Below are 14543 nucleotides of genomic sequence, written 5' to 3' on the forward strand. Positions count from 1 at the left end.
CGCGCACACTGGATCCATGCCCGCACCCTCGCCCCGCATCGGGATCCTCGCCGTCATGGGATCCTGTCTCTCCCTGCAGGTCGGCGCGGCGATGGCGATGCAGCTCTTCCCGGCCCTCGGACCGTGGGGCGTGACGGCGGTGCGGCTCACGGTCGCCGCCGTCATCCTCTGCGCGGTCGCGCGGCCGGCGATCGTGGCGTGGGATCGCCAGCAATGGCGGGCAGTCGCGATCTACGGCGTCACGCTCGGCGGCATGAACGCGTTCTTCTACGCCGCCATCGAGCGCCTGCCGCTCGGCCCGGCCGTCGCCATCGAGTTCCTCGGCCCGCTCGCCCTCGCGGCGGCGCTGTCCCGGCGCGCGCGGGACCTCGCGCTCGTCGGCGTGGCGCTCGCGGGAATGGGCTTGCTCGCACTCGACGGGATCCTCGGAGCGGATCCCCTGGATCCGATCGGCGTCGCCCTCGTCCTCATCGCGGCCGCGCTGTGGGCCGGATACATCCGGTCCGGCGCCCAGGTCGCCGCGCGGGTGCCCGGGATGGGAGGGCTCGCCGCCGGCCTCGCCATCGCGTCGATCGTCCTCATCCCTTTCGGCGCCCCTGCCATGGCACGCCTGGCCCTCGAACCGAGCCTGATCCCGCTGGCTCTCGCCACCGCGGTGTTCGCGTCGGTGCTCCCCTACTCCCTCGAACTGGTCGCCTTGCGGCGCCTGCCCGAGCGCGTCTTCGGCGTCCTCCTCAGCCTCGAGCCCGTCTTCGCGGCGATCGTGGGCTGGGCCCTGCTGGCGCAGGGCATGACGTGGTTGCGCGCCGCGGCGATCACGCTCGTCGTCGTCGCGAGCGCCGCCGTCACGCTGGGAGTGCGCGGCGGCGCTCCGGACCGCGCCGCGCCGCGCCGCCGGCTGCGCGTGTGAGGACGCGGCCTACGCGTCGATCGCGTCCTTGTCCAGCTGGGCGGCGCCGCGCACGATGAAGTCGCGCCGCGGCGCCACCTCGTTCCCCATCAGCATCTCGAACACGTGACCCGCGGCCTCGGCGTCCTCCATGCGCACCCGCCGGAGCAGGCGCCCGTCGCGCGACATCGTCGTGTCGGCGAGCTGGTCGGCGTCCATCTCGCCGAGGCCCTTGTAGCGCTGAATCGGCTCGAGCCAGCGCTTGTTCTGCTTACGCAGGCGCGCGAGGAGGGCGTTCAGCTCGCGGTCGCTGTACGTGTAGATCGTCTCGTTCGGCCGTGATCCCGGGTTCACCACGATCACGCGATGCAACGGCGGGACGGCGGCGTAGACCCGCCCGTGCTCGATCAGCGGGCGCATGTATCGATAGAACAGCGTGAGCAGAAGCGTGCGGATGTGTGCCCCGTCGACGTCCGCGTCGCTCATCATGATGACCTTGCCGTAGCGGGCCGCATCGATGTCGAAGGTGCGACCGGATCCCGCTCCCACCACCTGGATCAGCGCGGCACACTCCGCGTTGGAGAGCATGTCGCCGATCGAGGCCTTCTGCGTGTTGAGGATCTTGCCCCGGATCGGGAACAGCGCCTGGTACTCGCTGTCGCGAGCCTTTCGCGCGGTCCCGAGCGCCGAGTCGCCCTCCACGATGAACAGCTCCGAGTTTGAGACGTCGTTCGACCGACAGTCGATGAGCTTCGCCGGGAGCGAGGAGGATTCCAGCGCGTTCTTGCGCCGCTGCGTCTCCTTATGCGCCCGCGCCGAGACCCGCGCCTTCATCTCGCTGACGACCTTGTCGAGCAGCATCGAGACCTGGTTCTTGTCGTCGCGCTTCGCGGACGCGAAGCGGGCCTTCATGCCCTCCCGCACGACCTTCGCGACGATCGAGCGCACGGCGGGGGTGCCGAGCACCTCCTTCGTCTGACCCTCGAACTGCGGTTCGGGCACCGAGACGGTCAGCACCGCGGTCAGGCCCGCGAGCACGTCGTCCTTCTCGAGCTTGTCCGACCCCACCTTGAGCCGGCGCGCGTTCTTCTCGACCTCGGCGCGCAGCTGCTTCGTGAGCTCCTGCTCGAAGCCCTGCTGGTGCGTGCCGCCCTTGGGTGTCGCGATGATGTTCACGAACGAGCGGGTGATCGTGTCGTATCCGGTCCCCCAGCGCAACGCCACGTCCACCGCGCACTCGCGCTCGACCTCCTGCGAACGCAGGGATCCGTCGGCCTGGAGCGTCGGCACCGTCTCCGTGAAGGTCCCGGTCCCCTCGAGGCGCCACGTGTCGGTGACGGGCGCGTCCGTCGACAAAAACTCGACGAACTCGGAGATCCCGCCGTCGAACCGATACGCGGTCTCCGCGACGTCGCCCTCAGTCTCCGCCGTCTGGCGCTCATCGCGCAGAACGATCTCGAGCCCCGGCAGGAGGAATGCCGTCTGACGCGCGCGCGTGACCAGATCGTCGTACTGGAACGCGGCGTCGCGCGTGAAGATCTGGCGGTCCGCCCAGTACCGCACGCGGGTCCCCGTCACCCCGCGCGCGGCCTTCCCGATCACGCGCAGCTCGCTGCCGTTGTCGAAGGGGCGGAACGGCGCGTCCGGCCGCGGGTCGCCGTCATCGTCGAAGACGCCCGGCTCGCCGCGCCGGAACGACATCGCGTACGTCCGCCCGCCGCGGTCGACCTCGACGTCGAGGCGCTCGCTGAGCGCGTTCACGACGGAGGCGCCCACGCCGTGGAGCCCGCCCGAGGCGGCGTACGAACCGCCGCCGAACTTTCCGCCCGCGTGGAGCTTGGTGAACACGACCTCGACGCCGGTCAGCCCCGTGCGGGGCTCGACGTCGATCGGCACGCCGCGCCCGCGGTCCTGCACCTCGACACTGCCGTCCGCGCGCAGCACGACGACGATGCGGTCCCCATTGCCGGCGACGGCCTCGTCGACCGAGTTGTCGATGATCTCCCAGAGGCAGTGCATGAGACCGGGCGAGCCGTTCGACCCGATGTACATCCCGGGGCGCTTGCGAACGGCCTCCAGGCCCTCAAGCACCTGGAGATGGTGGGCGGAGTACTCAGCGGTCACAGCGTTCGATTCTATCTTCGAGAACGTCCTCCCGCGGCGGTCGACACCCTGACCGCCGCCCCCGCGTACGCCGCTGGCGAAACCCGGCCGAATGCGGGGGCATTCGGGATGATTTCCCGGCGGGCCGTGGTTGTATGTAGCGCAAGACGCACACGGATGGGCATACGACTAAGGAGGCAGCACGATGACTGCGACAACCGCCGACGCACCCGTCACGCACCGCCTGACCGCCGCAGACCGCTGCGACGCCTGCGGCGCCCAGGCCTATATTGCAGCCGAGGTGGGCGGCAGCGAGCTGCTGTACTGCGCGCACCACGGACGCAAGTTTGAAGAGAAGCTGCGTGCCGTGGCCACGGCATGGCACGACGAGACCGACCGGCTCGCCGCAGAAGCGGCCAGCTGACGCCCCTCAGGGCACTGGCGCCGTTTCCCGCAGAGCGCGGGAAACGGCGCCATCGTCGTCTGGGCCTCGGCTACTCGGCCGCGGCGTCGCCCACGTAGACGCGCGGCACGAGGCGGGAGACCCGGAGTAGCGGCTCCTCGCCGACCGTGCCGATCGCCTCGCCCAGGTCGGTGGGGGTCGGCTCCCCGTGCACACCCGTGCCGAACAGCACGACCTCGTCGCCGACCGCCGCGCCGGTCCACGACGCGATGCGCGTGGCGAACGCGTCGACCGCCTCGACGGCCCGCGGTCCGACCGGCGTCCCCGCCGCGGCCCGGCCCGCGGCCGTGGACGGATAACCGTCGACGAATCCGACGCCCACCATGACGCCCGTGTCGCGTACCTCGGTGACGCGCGCGACGAGCGACGCCGCGGGGGCGATGCCGGCGATCTCCGGGCCATCGGCGGAACGGATCCCGTAGCAGAACGCCCCGACGCGCACGAGCTCGTAGCGAAATTCCGGCCGCGCCCACGCCGCCGCGCTGGCGGCGAGGTGGCGCACCTCCGGGCGGAGGCCCTCCGCACGCGCGACCGCGACGGCCGCGTCGAACGCCGAGCGCGACGCGTCGTCCTCCGCGTCGGAGGCCTCCGCGATGTGACTCCAGATCCCGGCGACGCACACCGCGCCGGTGGACTCCCACTCGGCAGCGCGCGCGCAAAAGGCCCGCCACCGCTCGGGGCGCACCCCGTTGCGGTGGAGCCCCGTGTCGATCTTCAGGTGCACGCGCGCCGTCACGCCAGCCGCCCGCGCCGCCGCGGCGACGCGCTCGAGGTAGTCCTCATCGCCGACACCCAGCTCGAGACCGCACGCGACGGCGCGCCGCGCCTCGTCTTCCGGGACCGTCATCCAGGCGATCACGCGCGCCCGCCCGCCGGCTGCCCGCGCCGCGCGCAACGCGCTCGGAACGTCGATACCCCCGAACCAGCGCGCGCCCGCCGCGAGGCCCGCGGCCACCACCTCGTCGACGCCGAGCGCGTACGCGTCGTCCTTGATCACGACGAGCGCCTCGGCCGGGGCCATGCGCGCGCGGACCGCCCGGATGTTCGCGACGAGGCGCGCGCGATCGACGCGCAGCTCCCCCGCGATCATGCGACGACCTCCCTGGCGCCGCCGAGGCCCACCGCCGCCACCACCTCGAGCGGCGACCAGCCCGTCGCCTCGCACCACGCCGGGAGCAAGTCGGGCGCGCCGGATCCGAAGAACACCGCCTCGTCGCCGGGCGCCACCGGCAGCGCGCCGATGTCGACGACGCACACGTCCATCGCCACGCGGCCCACGATGGGGCACCGCTCGCCGCCCAGGAGGACGAACGTTCGCCCGCCGATGGCGCGGGCGATGCCCTGGGCGTATCCGCCGACCACGAGCGCAACGCGCGTGCGCGCGGTGGCGCGGTGAAGATACCCGTAGGAGACACCGTCGCCCGGCTCGAGGGGCTTCGTCTGGAGGACGGCGCCCGCGGCGGTCATGGCGGGCGTTCCACCGGCGAGCCCGAAGACGGTCGCGGGGTCCAGCGCATCCGCCTCCGGGGCGACGGCCAGGCCGCGCGGCGCGTCGCCGCCGTCCGTGATGGCGTGGCGCACGCCCGCGGCCGCGGCCACCTCGGCCACGAGGTCCGCCCCGTGACCGCACGCGTCGCGACGCAGGTCGATCGCCCCGTCGGGGTTCGCGTCGCGGGCCGCGCGGATCCCGCGGGCGAGCGCCGCGCGGGAGACACGCACGCGCGGGGCGCTGATGCTCAGAGTCGTCGCACTCATCCGACCTAGACTAGGCCGCGCCCGCCTGATCGCGCGCCGAGCGCGCCGCCGGGAGGCACGCCCCTTTCCGCCGACACGGAGGACACATGCCCGCCAACGGCCTCGCCCTCGGACCCAAGCTGCGCTACCTCACCGAGCGCGCCCGACGCATCGACATCGGATCCGTCGTCTCCCGCGCGCGGGAGGTGCACGCGCACCACGGCAAGGCGGTGCCCGCCGTGGTCGCCGACATGCTGTGGTCCGCCGCCCGCAAGGACGTGGCGTTCCAGGACTACGTGGACTTCGACTTCGCGATCCTGACGGCCGAGGAGCGGGCGACGTTCATGACGCACCCCGTCTCGGCACAGCTGGCGCAGCGCTTTTCCCAGCCCGCGGGCCGCGCCATCTTCGAGGACAAGATCGCGTTCAACCGGCGCTTCGAGGCATACCTCCATCGCCCGTACCTCGTGGTCACGCCCGACGGCGCGGACGAGGTGCGACGCTTCGTGGAAGAGCGCGGCACCGTCATCGCCAAGGTTCCCGTGAGCCACATGGGCCTCGGCGTGCGTCGCTACCACGCCGCCGACGTCGACGACTGGTCCGCGTTCCACCGCCGGCTGCTCGACGCGGGCGAGCTGCTCCTGGAGGACGTCATCGCGCAGCACGACGACCTCGCGGCCGTGTGCCCCGGCACCGTCAACACGACGCGCATCACGGCATTCTTCGACGGCGAAGACGTGCACATCCTTGCGGTGGCGCAGAAGTTCGGGCGCGGCGAGGTGAGCGACCAGATGTCGTACGGCGGCTTCTATACGATGCTCGACCCCGACACGGGTCACGCGATGAGCGCGGGCTACGACTCGCACGAGAACGTGCACGAGACGCACCCCGACACGGGCTTCCCGATCGCCGAGTTCCAGCTGCCCCGTTTCGAGGAGGCCGTCGCGCTGATCGATCGCGCCGCGCGCGAGGTGCCGGAGGTCCAGTACGCCGGGTGGGACGTCGTCGCGACGAACGACGGTCCCGTCCTCGTCGAGGGCAACTGGGGCGCCGGCGTCTACGAGAACAAGCCGAGCGTGTCCGGTGTGCGCACCGGCCACAAGCCGCGCTACCGCGCCGCGATCGGGTTCTGACGCGCGAACGACGTGAGGAGCCCGGCCCCCGAGGGGGCCGGGCTCCTCACGTCGTCGGAGCGCGCTACGCGGCGCGTCGAATGATGCCGAGCGGTGTGGACTGGTGCCCCTGCCCGAGCGGGTTGTCGCGCAAGATGCGCACGAGCGTGCGCTCAGCCGCCTTGTCGAGGGTCGAGCCGAGGATGTTGCCCCCGATGTCGTTGATGTCGACGACGGCCACATCGCACCCAACGAGTCGCTTCATCTCCGCAGCGACCTCGCGCGGTCGTTCGGGCCCCAGCACGACCGCGTCGTTGTAGGGCGGGATCGTGTTCGGGGTCGGTCCGTCGATCGCGCGGGCCTTGTCCCCCGCGATGCGGTAGAAGTCCCCGCGGCGGCCGAAGAGCTTCGTCACGGCGGCGACCGCGGACGCGAACAGGATCCGCGGCGTGCCCACCTCGCGGAGCGCAAACTCCATCGTCTCGGGAATGCCGAGGCCGATGCCGTACGCCGTCTTCGTGACGTAGCGCGAGAGGAAACGCGCGAGCGGACGCGGCTGAATCTCACTCATCATGTAGGAGCGGCCCTGCATGATCGCCACGATCTTCTCCGTGATGAAGAGCGTGTCGCCGTCCTCCACCGCGTCGTTGGCGTACTCCCGCACGACCTCGGGAAGCTGATCGCCCGGCATGATGACGCGGGTGCGGAGCGGGATCCGCAGGTAGCGCGCGCCGTCGATCTCGACCTCGAGGGCCTTGCCCTCGTTCGCGTCCGCCATCATTCGAGGTAGTCCCGCAGCGACTGCGAGCGGCTCGGGTGGCGCAGCTTGGCCATCGTCTTCGACTCGATCTGGCGGATCCGCTCGCGCGTCACCCCGAAGGTGTCGCCGATCTGGTCGAGCGTCTTCGGCTGACCGTCGCCGAGGCCGAAGCGCATCCGGATGACGCCCGCCTCACGCTCCGAGAGCGAGTCGAGGAGGCTCTCCAGCTGGCGCTGCAGCATCGTGAACCCGACCGCATCGGCCGGAACGACGGCCTCCGTGTCCTCGATGAGGTCGCCGAACTCGCTGTCGCCGTCCTCGCCGAGCGGGGTGTGCAGCGAGATCGGCTCGCGGCCGTACTTCTGCACCTCGACGACCTTCTCGGGCGTCATGTCGAGCTCCTTGGCGAGCTCCTCGGGCGTCGGTTCGCGGCCGAGGTCCTGGAGCATCTGCCGCTGGACGCGGGCCAGCTTGTTGATGACCTCGACCATGTGCACGGGGATGCGGATCGTGCGGGCCTGGTCGGCCATGGCGCGCGTGATCGCCTGGCGGATCCACCACGTCGCGTAGGTCGAGAACTTGAAGCCCTTCGTGTAGTCGAACTTCTCGACGGCGCGGATGAGGCCCAGGTTGCCCTCCTGGATCAGGTCCAGGAACTGCATACCGCGACCCGTGTAGCGCTTGGCGAGCGAGACGACGAGGCGGAGGTTCGCGCCGAGCAGGTGGCTCTTCGCGCGCGCACCGTCACGCGCGACCCACTGCAGGTCCAGGCCCAGCTGGCTCGACTTTTCGGCCGCCGACATCGCCGACAGCTTCTCCTCGGCGAACAGGCCCGCCTCGATGCGCATGGCGAGGTCGACCTCCTCGGCGGCGTTGAGGAGCGGGACCTTACCGATCTGCTTGAGGTAGTCCTTGACGGGATCCGCGGTCGCACCCGTGATCTGGGTGGAGTAGACCGGGACTTCCTCTTCCTCGGACTGGGTGATGACGATGGCGCCCGTCGGGAGCGGCTCCGCGGCCTCCTTGGCGGCGGGCTTGCCGTCCTCGGCGGACTCGTCGACCTCCGGCGCGTCCTCGCCGATGATCTCGTCGACCACGTCCGCCTTCTTGCGCCCGCCCTTCTTAGGGGCGTCGGCGGCCGCGGGCTTCTTGGCGGCGGGCTTCTTCGCCGCGGGCGCCTTCTTCGCGGTGCTCTTCTTGGCCGCCGGCTTCTTCGAAGCGGCGGTCGCCTTCTCGTCGACCTCGTCGGTCGGGGTGGTGTTCGTGGCAGGAGTCACGTTTCGCCTTTCCCCAGGGCCACCGCGCGCCAGCGCCCCGGGTGTGTTCGAGCACGATGAAGACCCTTGTCAAGTCCTGACGCCTGACGGTGTCGGTGACAACGGGTCCGGATTCTTATTCTCTCATACGTCGGGGGCGTCATGAACCACACCGCGGACGCGTCACCGGGCAATAACGACGCGGGTGCGGGAGCTATTCCCGGCCCTCAGCGGATCCGCTACGCGCCGCGCTCGTCGTCGGCCGGACGGTCGGCGAGGAACCGCTCGAGCTCGGCCGCGAGCTCGTCGGCGCTCGGGAGGTCACCCTCGGCGAAGCCGCCCGCGCGCGGCGTGCCGTCGCGCTCGCCCGCCATGTACGCATCGAAGCGGCGCTCCAACGCCTGCACCATCTGGGCGAGCTCGTCGTTGCGATCGATCTGCTCGCCCACCCGCTCGAGATAGGCCCGGTTGTCCTCGCGGAGGGAGTCGAGGCCGAACACGAGACCGGTCGCCGTCATGAGCTGATCCAGCGCCGCGATCGCGGCCCCCGGATAGACGGTCTCCGCAAGGTAGTGCGGCACGAGCATGACGAAGCCGGCGACGGGGAACCCGTCCTCCGACATTCGCATCTCGAGCAGGTGGCCAGCCGTGGCGGGGGCCTCCGTGTGCGGCTTCCACACCGAGTGCGCCTGGATGAGGTCGTGACGCGACCCGCTCACCGTGGTCGTGAGCGCGCGCGTGTGGGGCACCGGCATCGCGATCGCGTGGACCCACGTCATCGTCGACACCTCGAACTCGTCCGCCAGCGCCAGCACGGCGGCCACGAATCCGTCCCAGGCGAAGTCCGGCTCGTACCCCATCAGGAGGAGGAACGGCTGCCCGAGCGCGTCGTGGGCCAGGGAGAGCTCGAGCCGCGGCGGGCGGTAGTCCGACAAGTGGTCGCGATCGAAGGTGACGATCGGGCGTCGCGCCCGATAGTCCAGGAGCGCGTCGTTGTCGAAGACGGCGACGGGCTCGGGGCGAAGATCCTCGCGCGCGAAATCGACCACCGCCGAGACCGTCCCGCCCGCGTCGGTGAAGCCCGTGAGCAGGACGACGAGCGGAAGCTGGGGCGTCACAGCCGGCGCGTTCGCGACGCGCTCGAAGAACTCGGGGATGCGGGCCATCCCTCCATGCTACGAGGGCCGCGGGGCGGGCGGGCCCCTCCGGCGCGAGCGATACCTAGGATGGAGGCATGCCTCTTCCCGATATTGCGATCACCCACGCCCCCGTCCCGGCCCACGACGCCGACGCCCTCGTCCTCGCGGTTCCGGCCCTGGCCGGTTCCGACCCCATCGACGGCCTCACGCCCGCCCTCGAGGCGATCGGCTTCACCGGGAAGAAGGGTGCCTACGCTCGGGTGCACGCGCCGGAGTACACCGCGCTCCCGCTCGCGGTCGTCGGCCTCGGCGCCGACCCGTCGATCGACACGGTGCGCGACAGCATCGGGGCGGGCGTGCGCCAGCTGACGGGCTTTTCCACGATCGCCGTGGCGGTCGCGGCGGACGTGCCCGACGCGTGGCGCGCCGCGGCCGAGGGAGCCGTCCTGGGTGGGTACGCGTTCGACGGCTACAAGAACGTCGCGGACGACGCCGCGGAGCGTTCCCGCCGCGCCGCCCGGATCCTCGTGCACGCGCCCGAGGCGGTGACGGACGGCGACCTGGCCGCCGCGCGCGTCTCGGGCGAGGCCGTCGCGCTCGTCAAGGACCTCGTCTCGACGCCGGCCGATCGTCAGAGCCCCGAGCAGCTGGCCGACACGGCCGCGGCGGCGACCGCCGAGCTCCCGATCCAGGCGACGGTCTGGGATGAGAAGGCCCTCGCCGAGGGCGGGTTCGGCGGCATCCTCGGCGTCGGTCAGGGCTCCGACCGGCCCCCGCGCCTCGTGCGCCTCGACTACGCCCCGCAGGGCGCGACGCGTCACGTCGCGCTCGTCGGCAAGGGCATCACGTTCGACACGGGCGGGCTCTCGCTGAAGCCCGCCGCGTCGATGGTCGGCATGCAGGAGGACATGACGGGCGCGGCCGAGGTGCTCGCGGTCGTGCGCGCCGCCGCCCAGCTGGAGCTCCCCGTCCGGGTGACGGGCTGGCTCTGCATCGCCGACAACATGCCCTCGGGGCGCGCGACGCGTCCGGGCGACGTCCTCGTGATGGCCGACGGCACCACGGTCGAGGTCACAAACACGGACGCGGAGGGTCGCCTGGTGATGGCCGACGGCCTCGTGGCCGCCAGCCGCGAGAACCCCGACGTGATCGTCGATGTGGCGACCCTCACGGGCGCGATGGTCGTCGCGCTCGGCACCCGCCACACGGGCGTCATGGGCGAGTCCGACGCGGTCGACGCGTTCCTGCGGTCCGCGGACCGCACGGGCGAGCTCGCGTGGCCGTTCCCGCTCCCGGAGCACATGGAGGAGCAGCTCGACTCGCGCGTCGCCGATCTCCAGAACGCGAACATGGGTAACCGCGCGGGCGGATCGATGTACGCCGGGCTCTTCCTGCAGCGCTTCGTGGGCCGCCGGGACGGCGCGGCGGATGCGCCCCGGATCCCGTGGGTGCACCTGGACATCGCCGGATCCGCGATGAGCACGGCGAGCGCGTTCGGGTTCACCGATCGCGGGCCGACCGGGGCCTCCACCCGGGCGCTGATCGACTTCGTCGCCGCCGGCGGCGAGGTTCGCTGAGGCCTCCCGTGACCGTCCACACCTCGGACGTCGTCGTTCTCGGCGGCGGGAGCGGCGGGTACGCGACGGCGCTGCGCGCCCGCGAACTCGACCTCTCCGTGACGCTCATCGAGCGCGACCGCGTCGGGGGCACGTGCCTCCACCGCGGGTGCGTCCCGACGAAGGCCCTGTTGCACACCGCGGAGGTCGCCGACACCGTGCGGCACGCGGCGGCCGCCGGCGTCGCGGCTTCCCTCGAGGGCGTGGACGGCCCCGCGGCGCTGGCGTGGCGCCAGAAGATCGTCGACGGCAAGTTCCGCGGGCTGACGTCGCTCCTCGCGGCGCGCGGCGTGCAGGTGGTGACCGGATCCGGATCCCTCACGCGCCACGATGGCGTTCCCGCGGTGCGGGTCGGCGACGACCTGTACGCGGGACGCCACGTCGTCCTCGCCACGGGCGCGTCGACGCGCGCCCTGCCGGGGGTGGAGTTCTCGGCTCGCGTGCTGGACGCGGAACGGGCGCTGTCGCGCGCGGAAATCCCCGAGCGCGCCGTGGTCATCGGCGGCGGGGTCATCGGCGTGGAGTTCGCCAGCGCCTGGCGCTCACTCGGCACCGAGGTCACGATCGTCGAGGCGCAGGACACGCTCATCGCGGGCGAGGAAGCGGCATCGCAGTCGGCGCTGGCGAAGGCGTTCACGCGCCGCGGCATCGACCTCCGCCTCGGCGCCCGCGTGGCCGGCGTGGTCGACGGCGACGGCGGCGTCGTCGTCTCGGTAGAACGCGAGGGCGTGGGCGAGGACCTGTCGGCCGACGTGGTGCTCGTGGCTGTCGGCCGCGCGCCCTCCACTGCGGGCCTCGGCTTCGAGGAGGCCGGGATCTCGCTCACCCGCGGGTTCGTAGACGTCGACCCCGAACTGCGCACGGGCGCGGAGGGCGTGTGGGCCGTCGGCGACATCGTCGCCGGCCCCCAGCTCGCCCACCGCGGATTCCGGCACGGCATCGCGGTCGCCGAGCGGATCGCCGGCCGACGCACCGCGCCGCTCGACGACGCGCTCGTGCCGCGCGTCACGTACTCGTCGCCCGAGGTCGCATCCGTGGGCCTGACGGAGCGCGCCGCGATCGAGATCCACGGCGCAGACGCGATCGCGTCGACCGAGGTTTCCCTCGCCGGCAACGCGAAGAGCGAGATCGTGGCCGCCGGCTCCCCCGCGCGGCCCGGCTTCGCGAAGGTCGTTCGCCTCGCGGGCGGGCCCGTCCTCGGGGTGCATCTCGTGGGCGAGCGCGTGGGCGAGCTGATCACGGAGGGTCAGCTCGCCGTCGCTTGGGAGGCGCATCCGGAAGACATCGCCCCGCTCGTGCACGCCCACCCGACCCAGTCCGAGGCCCTCGGCGAGGCCTTCCTCGCCCTCGCGGGCTCGCCGCTACACACCATGTGACCGCGCGGCACGCCCCGCCGGTTCCGGGGCGGGGCCGGACCCCATCCCCTAAGCTGATAACCGCATTCACACCTTCTGCAAGGAGACTCGAATATGAGCACTTCCGTTGTCCTCCCCGCTCTCGGAGAGAGCGTCACCGAGGGAACGGTCACCCGCTGGCTGAAGCAGGTCGGCGATACCGTCGCGGTCGATGAGCCGCTGCTCGAGGTGTCTACCGACAAGGTCGACACCGAGATCCCGTCGCCCGTGGCGGGCGTGCTCGAGGCGATCCTCGTGCAGGAGGACGAGACGGCCGAGGTCGGCGCAGAGCTCGCGACGGTCGGCGACGGCGCCGATGCCACCGAGTCCGCCCCCGCCGCCCCGGCGCCGGAGGAGAAGGCCGCCGAGCCCGCCCCGGCACCGCAGAAGGCCGAGGCCACGCCCGCGCCGGCCGAGTCCTCCGCGGACGCGACCGACGTCGTGCTTCCCGAGCTCGGCGAAAGCGTCACCGAGGGCACCGTCACCCGCTGGCTGAAGCAGGTCGGCGACTCGGTCGAGGTCGACGAGCCGCTGCTCGAGATCTCGACGGACAAGGTCGACACCGAGGTCCCCTCGCCCGTCGCCGGCACCGTCCTCGAGCTCCTCGCGGGCGAGGACGACACGGTCGAGGTCGGCTCCGTCCTCGCGCGCGTCGGATCCGGACAGCCCGCGGCGGCCGAGAAGCCCGCCGCCCCGGCGCCGGAGGAGAACGCCGCCGAGCCCGCCCCGGCACCGCAGAAGGCCGAGGCCACGCCCGCGCCGGCCGACTCCTCCGCGGACGCGACCGACGTCGTGCTTCCCGAGCTCGGCGAAAGCGTCACCGAGGGCACCGTCACCCGCTGGCTGAAGCAGGTCGGCGACTCGGTCGAGGTCGACGAGCCGCTGCTCGAGATCTCGACGGACAAGGTCGACACCGAGGTCCCCTCGCCCGTCGCCGGCACCGTCCTCGAGCTCCTCGCGGGCGAGGACGACACGGTCGAGGTCGGCTCCGTCCTCGCGCGCGTCGGATCCGGACAGCCCGCGGCGGCCGAGAAGCCCGCCGCCCCGGCGCCGGAGGAGAACGCCGCCGAGCCCGCCCCGGCACCGCAGAAGGCCGAGGCCACGCCCGCGCCGGCCGAGAAGCCCGCCGCCCCGGCCTCGAACGACTCGATCTACGTCACCCCGCTCGTGCGCAAGCTCGCCGCGCAGCATGGCGTGGACCTGTCGAGCATCCAGGGCTCGGGGGTCGGCGGCCGGATCCGCAAGGAGGACGTGCTCGCAGCCGTCAAGCCCGCGGCCTCGACCTCCTCGTCGCCCACGCTGGCCGCCCCGTCGGCGAAGCCGGCGAAGGCCGCGCTCGAGACGAGCGAGCTGCGCGGAACGACTCAGCCAATGACCCGGCTGCGTAAGGTGCTCGCGAAGCGCGCCGTGGAGTCGATGACCTCGACCGCGCAGCTCACGACGGTCGTCGAGGTCGACGTGACGCGCCTGTCGTCCTTCCGCGACGGCGTCAAGGCCGAGTTCCACGAGAAGACCGGCAGCAAGCTGTCGTTCCTGCCGTTCTTCGCGCTCGCGGCGACCGAGGCGCTCCGCGCGTTCCCGATCATCAACTCGACGCTCGACGGCGAGAACATCGTCTACCCCGACACCGAGAACCTCTCGATCGCGGTCGACACCGAAAAGGGGCTGTACACGCCCGTGCTCCGGGACGCGGCGTCGAAGAACCTCTCGGAGATCGCGGGCGGCATCGCGGATCTCGCGAAGCGCACGCGCGAGGGCGGGCTGAAGCCCGATGACCTCGCCGGCGGCACGTTCACGCTCACCAACACGGGTTCGCGTGGAGCGCTGTTCGACACCCCGGTCGTGTTCCTGCCGCAGTCGGCGATCCTCGGCACGGGCATCGTGTTCAAGCGCCCCGGCGTGGTGACGGTCGACGGGCAGGACTCGATCGGCGTCCGGTCCTACGTCTACCTCGCGCTGTCGTACGACCACCGCACGATCGACGGTGCCGACGCGGCGCGCTACCTCAGCGCCGTCAAGGCACGCCTCGAGGAGGCCGACTTCCAGGCCGATCTCGGGATCTAACGTCTCGATTGCA

General features: G+C 72.0%; 12 protein-coding genes. 6 read left to right on the top strand and 6 right to left on the bottom strand.

Translation table 11 applies throughout. The features are described 5' to 3' along the window. The first annotated feature begins 16 nt into the window (after window positions 1-16). Window positions 17-910 (top strand): EamA family transporter, encoded by an 894-nt coding sequence (locus G8E01_RS08295; RefSeq protein ID WP_166318371.1) that lies wholly within the window; start codon window positions 17-19, stop codon window positions 908-910. Between the two features lie 9 nt (window positions 911-919). Here G8E01_RS08295 and G8E01_RS08300 read toward each other — a convergent pair whose 3' ends face one another. After that, entirely contained in the window at window positions 920-3013 is a 2094-nt protein-coding gene (locus G8E01_RS08300) for a DNA gyrase/topoisomerase IV subunit B (RefSeq protein ID WP_338100773.1), read from the bottom strand. A 184-nt stretch (window positions 3014-3197) separates the two neighbouring features. Here G8E01_RS08300 and G8E01_RS08305 point away from each other — a divergent pair, with 184 nt between their 5' ends. Then, window positions 3198-3416, top strand: a complete 219-nt coding sequence (locus G8E01_RS08305; protein WP_155048736.1) for a DUF7455 domain-containing protein — start codon at window positions 3198-3200, stop codon at window positions 3414-3416. 70 nt (window positions 3417-3486) lie between these two features. On the opposite strand, the gene G8E01_RS08310 is transcribed toward G8E01_RS08305, so the two are convergent. Together G8E01_RS08310 and G8E01_RS08315 are read right to left on the bottom strand one after the other, a co-directional pair. Next, entirely contained in the window at window positions 3487-4545 is a 1059-nt protein-coding gene (locus tag G8E01_RS08310) for an alanine racemase (protein WP_166318374.1), read from the bottom strand. Beyond that, window positions 4542-5210, bottom strand: a complete 669-nt coding sequence (locus G8E01_RS08315; RefSeq protein ID WP_166318377.1) for an alanine racemase C-terminal domain-containing protein — start codon at window positions 5208-5210, stop codon at window positions 4542-4544. The genes G8E01_RS08310 and G8E01_RS08315 overlap by 4 nt, the downstream gene beginning before the upstream one ends. An 86-nt stretch (window positions 5211-5296) precedes the next feature. Between G8E01_RS08315 and G8E01_RS08320 the strand changes: the two genes are divergently transcribed. After that, entirely contained in the window at window positions 5297-6322 is a 1026-nt protein-coding gene (locus G8E01_RS08320; RefSeq protein WP_166318380.1) for a sugar-transfer associated ATP-grasp domain-containing protein, read from the top strand. Between the two features lie 64 nt (window positions 6323-6386). Here G8E01_RS08320 and G8E01_RS08325 read toward each other — a convergent pair whose 3' ends face one another. From G8E01_RS08325 to G8E01_RS08335, 3 genes are all read right to left on the bottom strand, one after another. After that, on the bottom strand, window positions 6387-7079 hold the full coding sequence (locus G8E01_RS08325) for a coenzyme F420-0:L-glutamate ligase (protein ID WP_205827254.1): 693 nt from the start codon (window positions 7077-7079) through the stop codon (window positions 6387-6389). After that, window positions 7079-8338: an RNA polymerase sigma factor gene (locus tag G8E01_RS08330; protein WP_166318386.1), complete on the bottom strand. Its 1260-nt coding sequence runs from the start codon at window positions 8336-8338 to the stop codon at window positions 7079-7081. The genes G8E01_RS08325 and G8E01_RS08330 overlap by 1 nt, the downstream gene beginning before the upstream one ends. A 218-nt stretch (window positions 8339-8556) precedes the next feature. Continuing rightward, window positions 8557-9483: a proteasome assembly chaperone family protein gene (locus G8E01_RS08335; RefSeq protein ID WP_166318389.1), complete on the bottom strand. Its 927-nt coding sequence runs from the start codon at window positions 9481-9483 to the stop codon at window positions 8557-8559. A 68-nt stretch (window positions 9484-9551) separates the two neighbouring features. Between G8E01_RS08335 and G8E01_RS08340 the strand changes: the two genes are divergently transcribed. The 3 genes from G8E01_RS08340 to sucB all read left to right on the top strand — a co-directional run bounded on the left by G8E01_RS08340 (window position 9552) and on the right by sucB (window position 14530). Beyond that, window positions 9552-11033: a leucyl aminopeptidase gene (locus G8E01_RS08340; RefSeq protein ID WP_166318392.1), complete on the top strand. Its 1482-nt coding sequence runs from the start codon at window positions 9552-9554 to the stop codon at window positions 11031-11033. Window positions 11034-11041: 8 nt separating this feature from the next. Beyond that, window positions 11042-12448: an FAD-dependent oxidoreductase gene (locus G8E01_RS08345; protein ID WP_166318395.1), complete on the top strand. Its 1407-nt coding sequence runs from the start codon at window positions 11042-11044 to the stop codon at window positions 12446-12448. 93 nt (window positions 12449-12541) lie between these two features. Further along, entirely contained in the window at window positions 12542-14530 is a 1989-nt protein-coding gene (sucB, locus tag G8E01_RS08350) for a 2-oxoglutarate dehydrogenase, E2 component, dihydrolipoamide succinyltransferase (RefSeq protein ID WP_166318398.1), read from the top strand. The last annotated feature ends 13 nt before the right edge of the window (window positions 14531-14543 follow it).

Source organism: Microbacterium excoecariae (assembly GCF_011326725.1).
Classification (GTDB): Bacteria; Actinomycetota; Actinomycetes; order Actinomycetales; family Microbacteriaceae; genus Microbacterium; species Microbacterium excoecariae.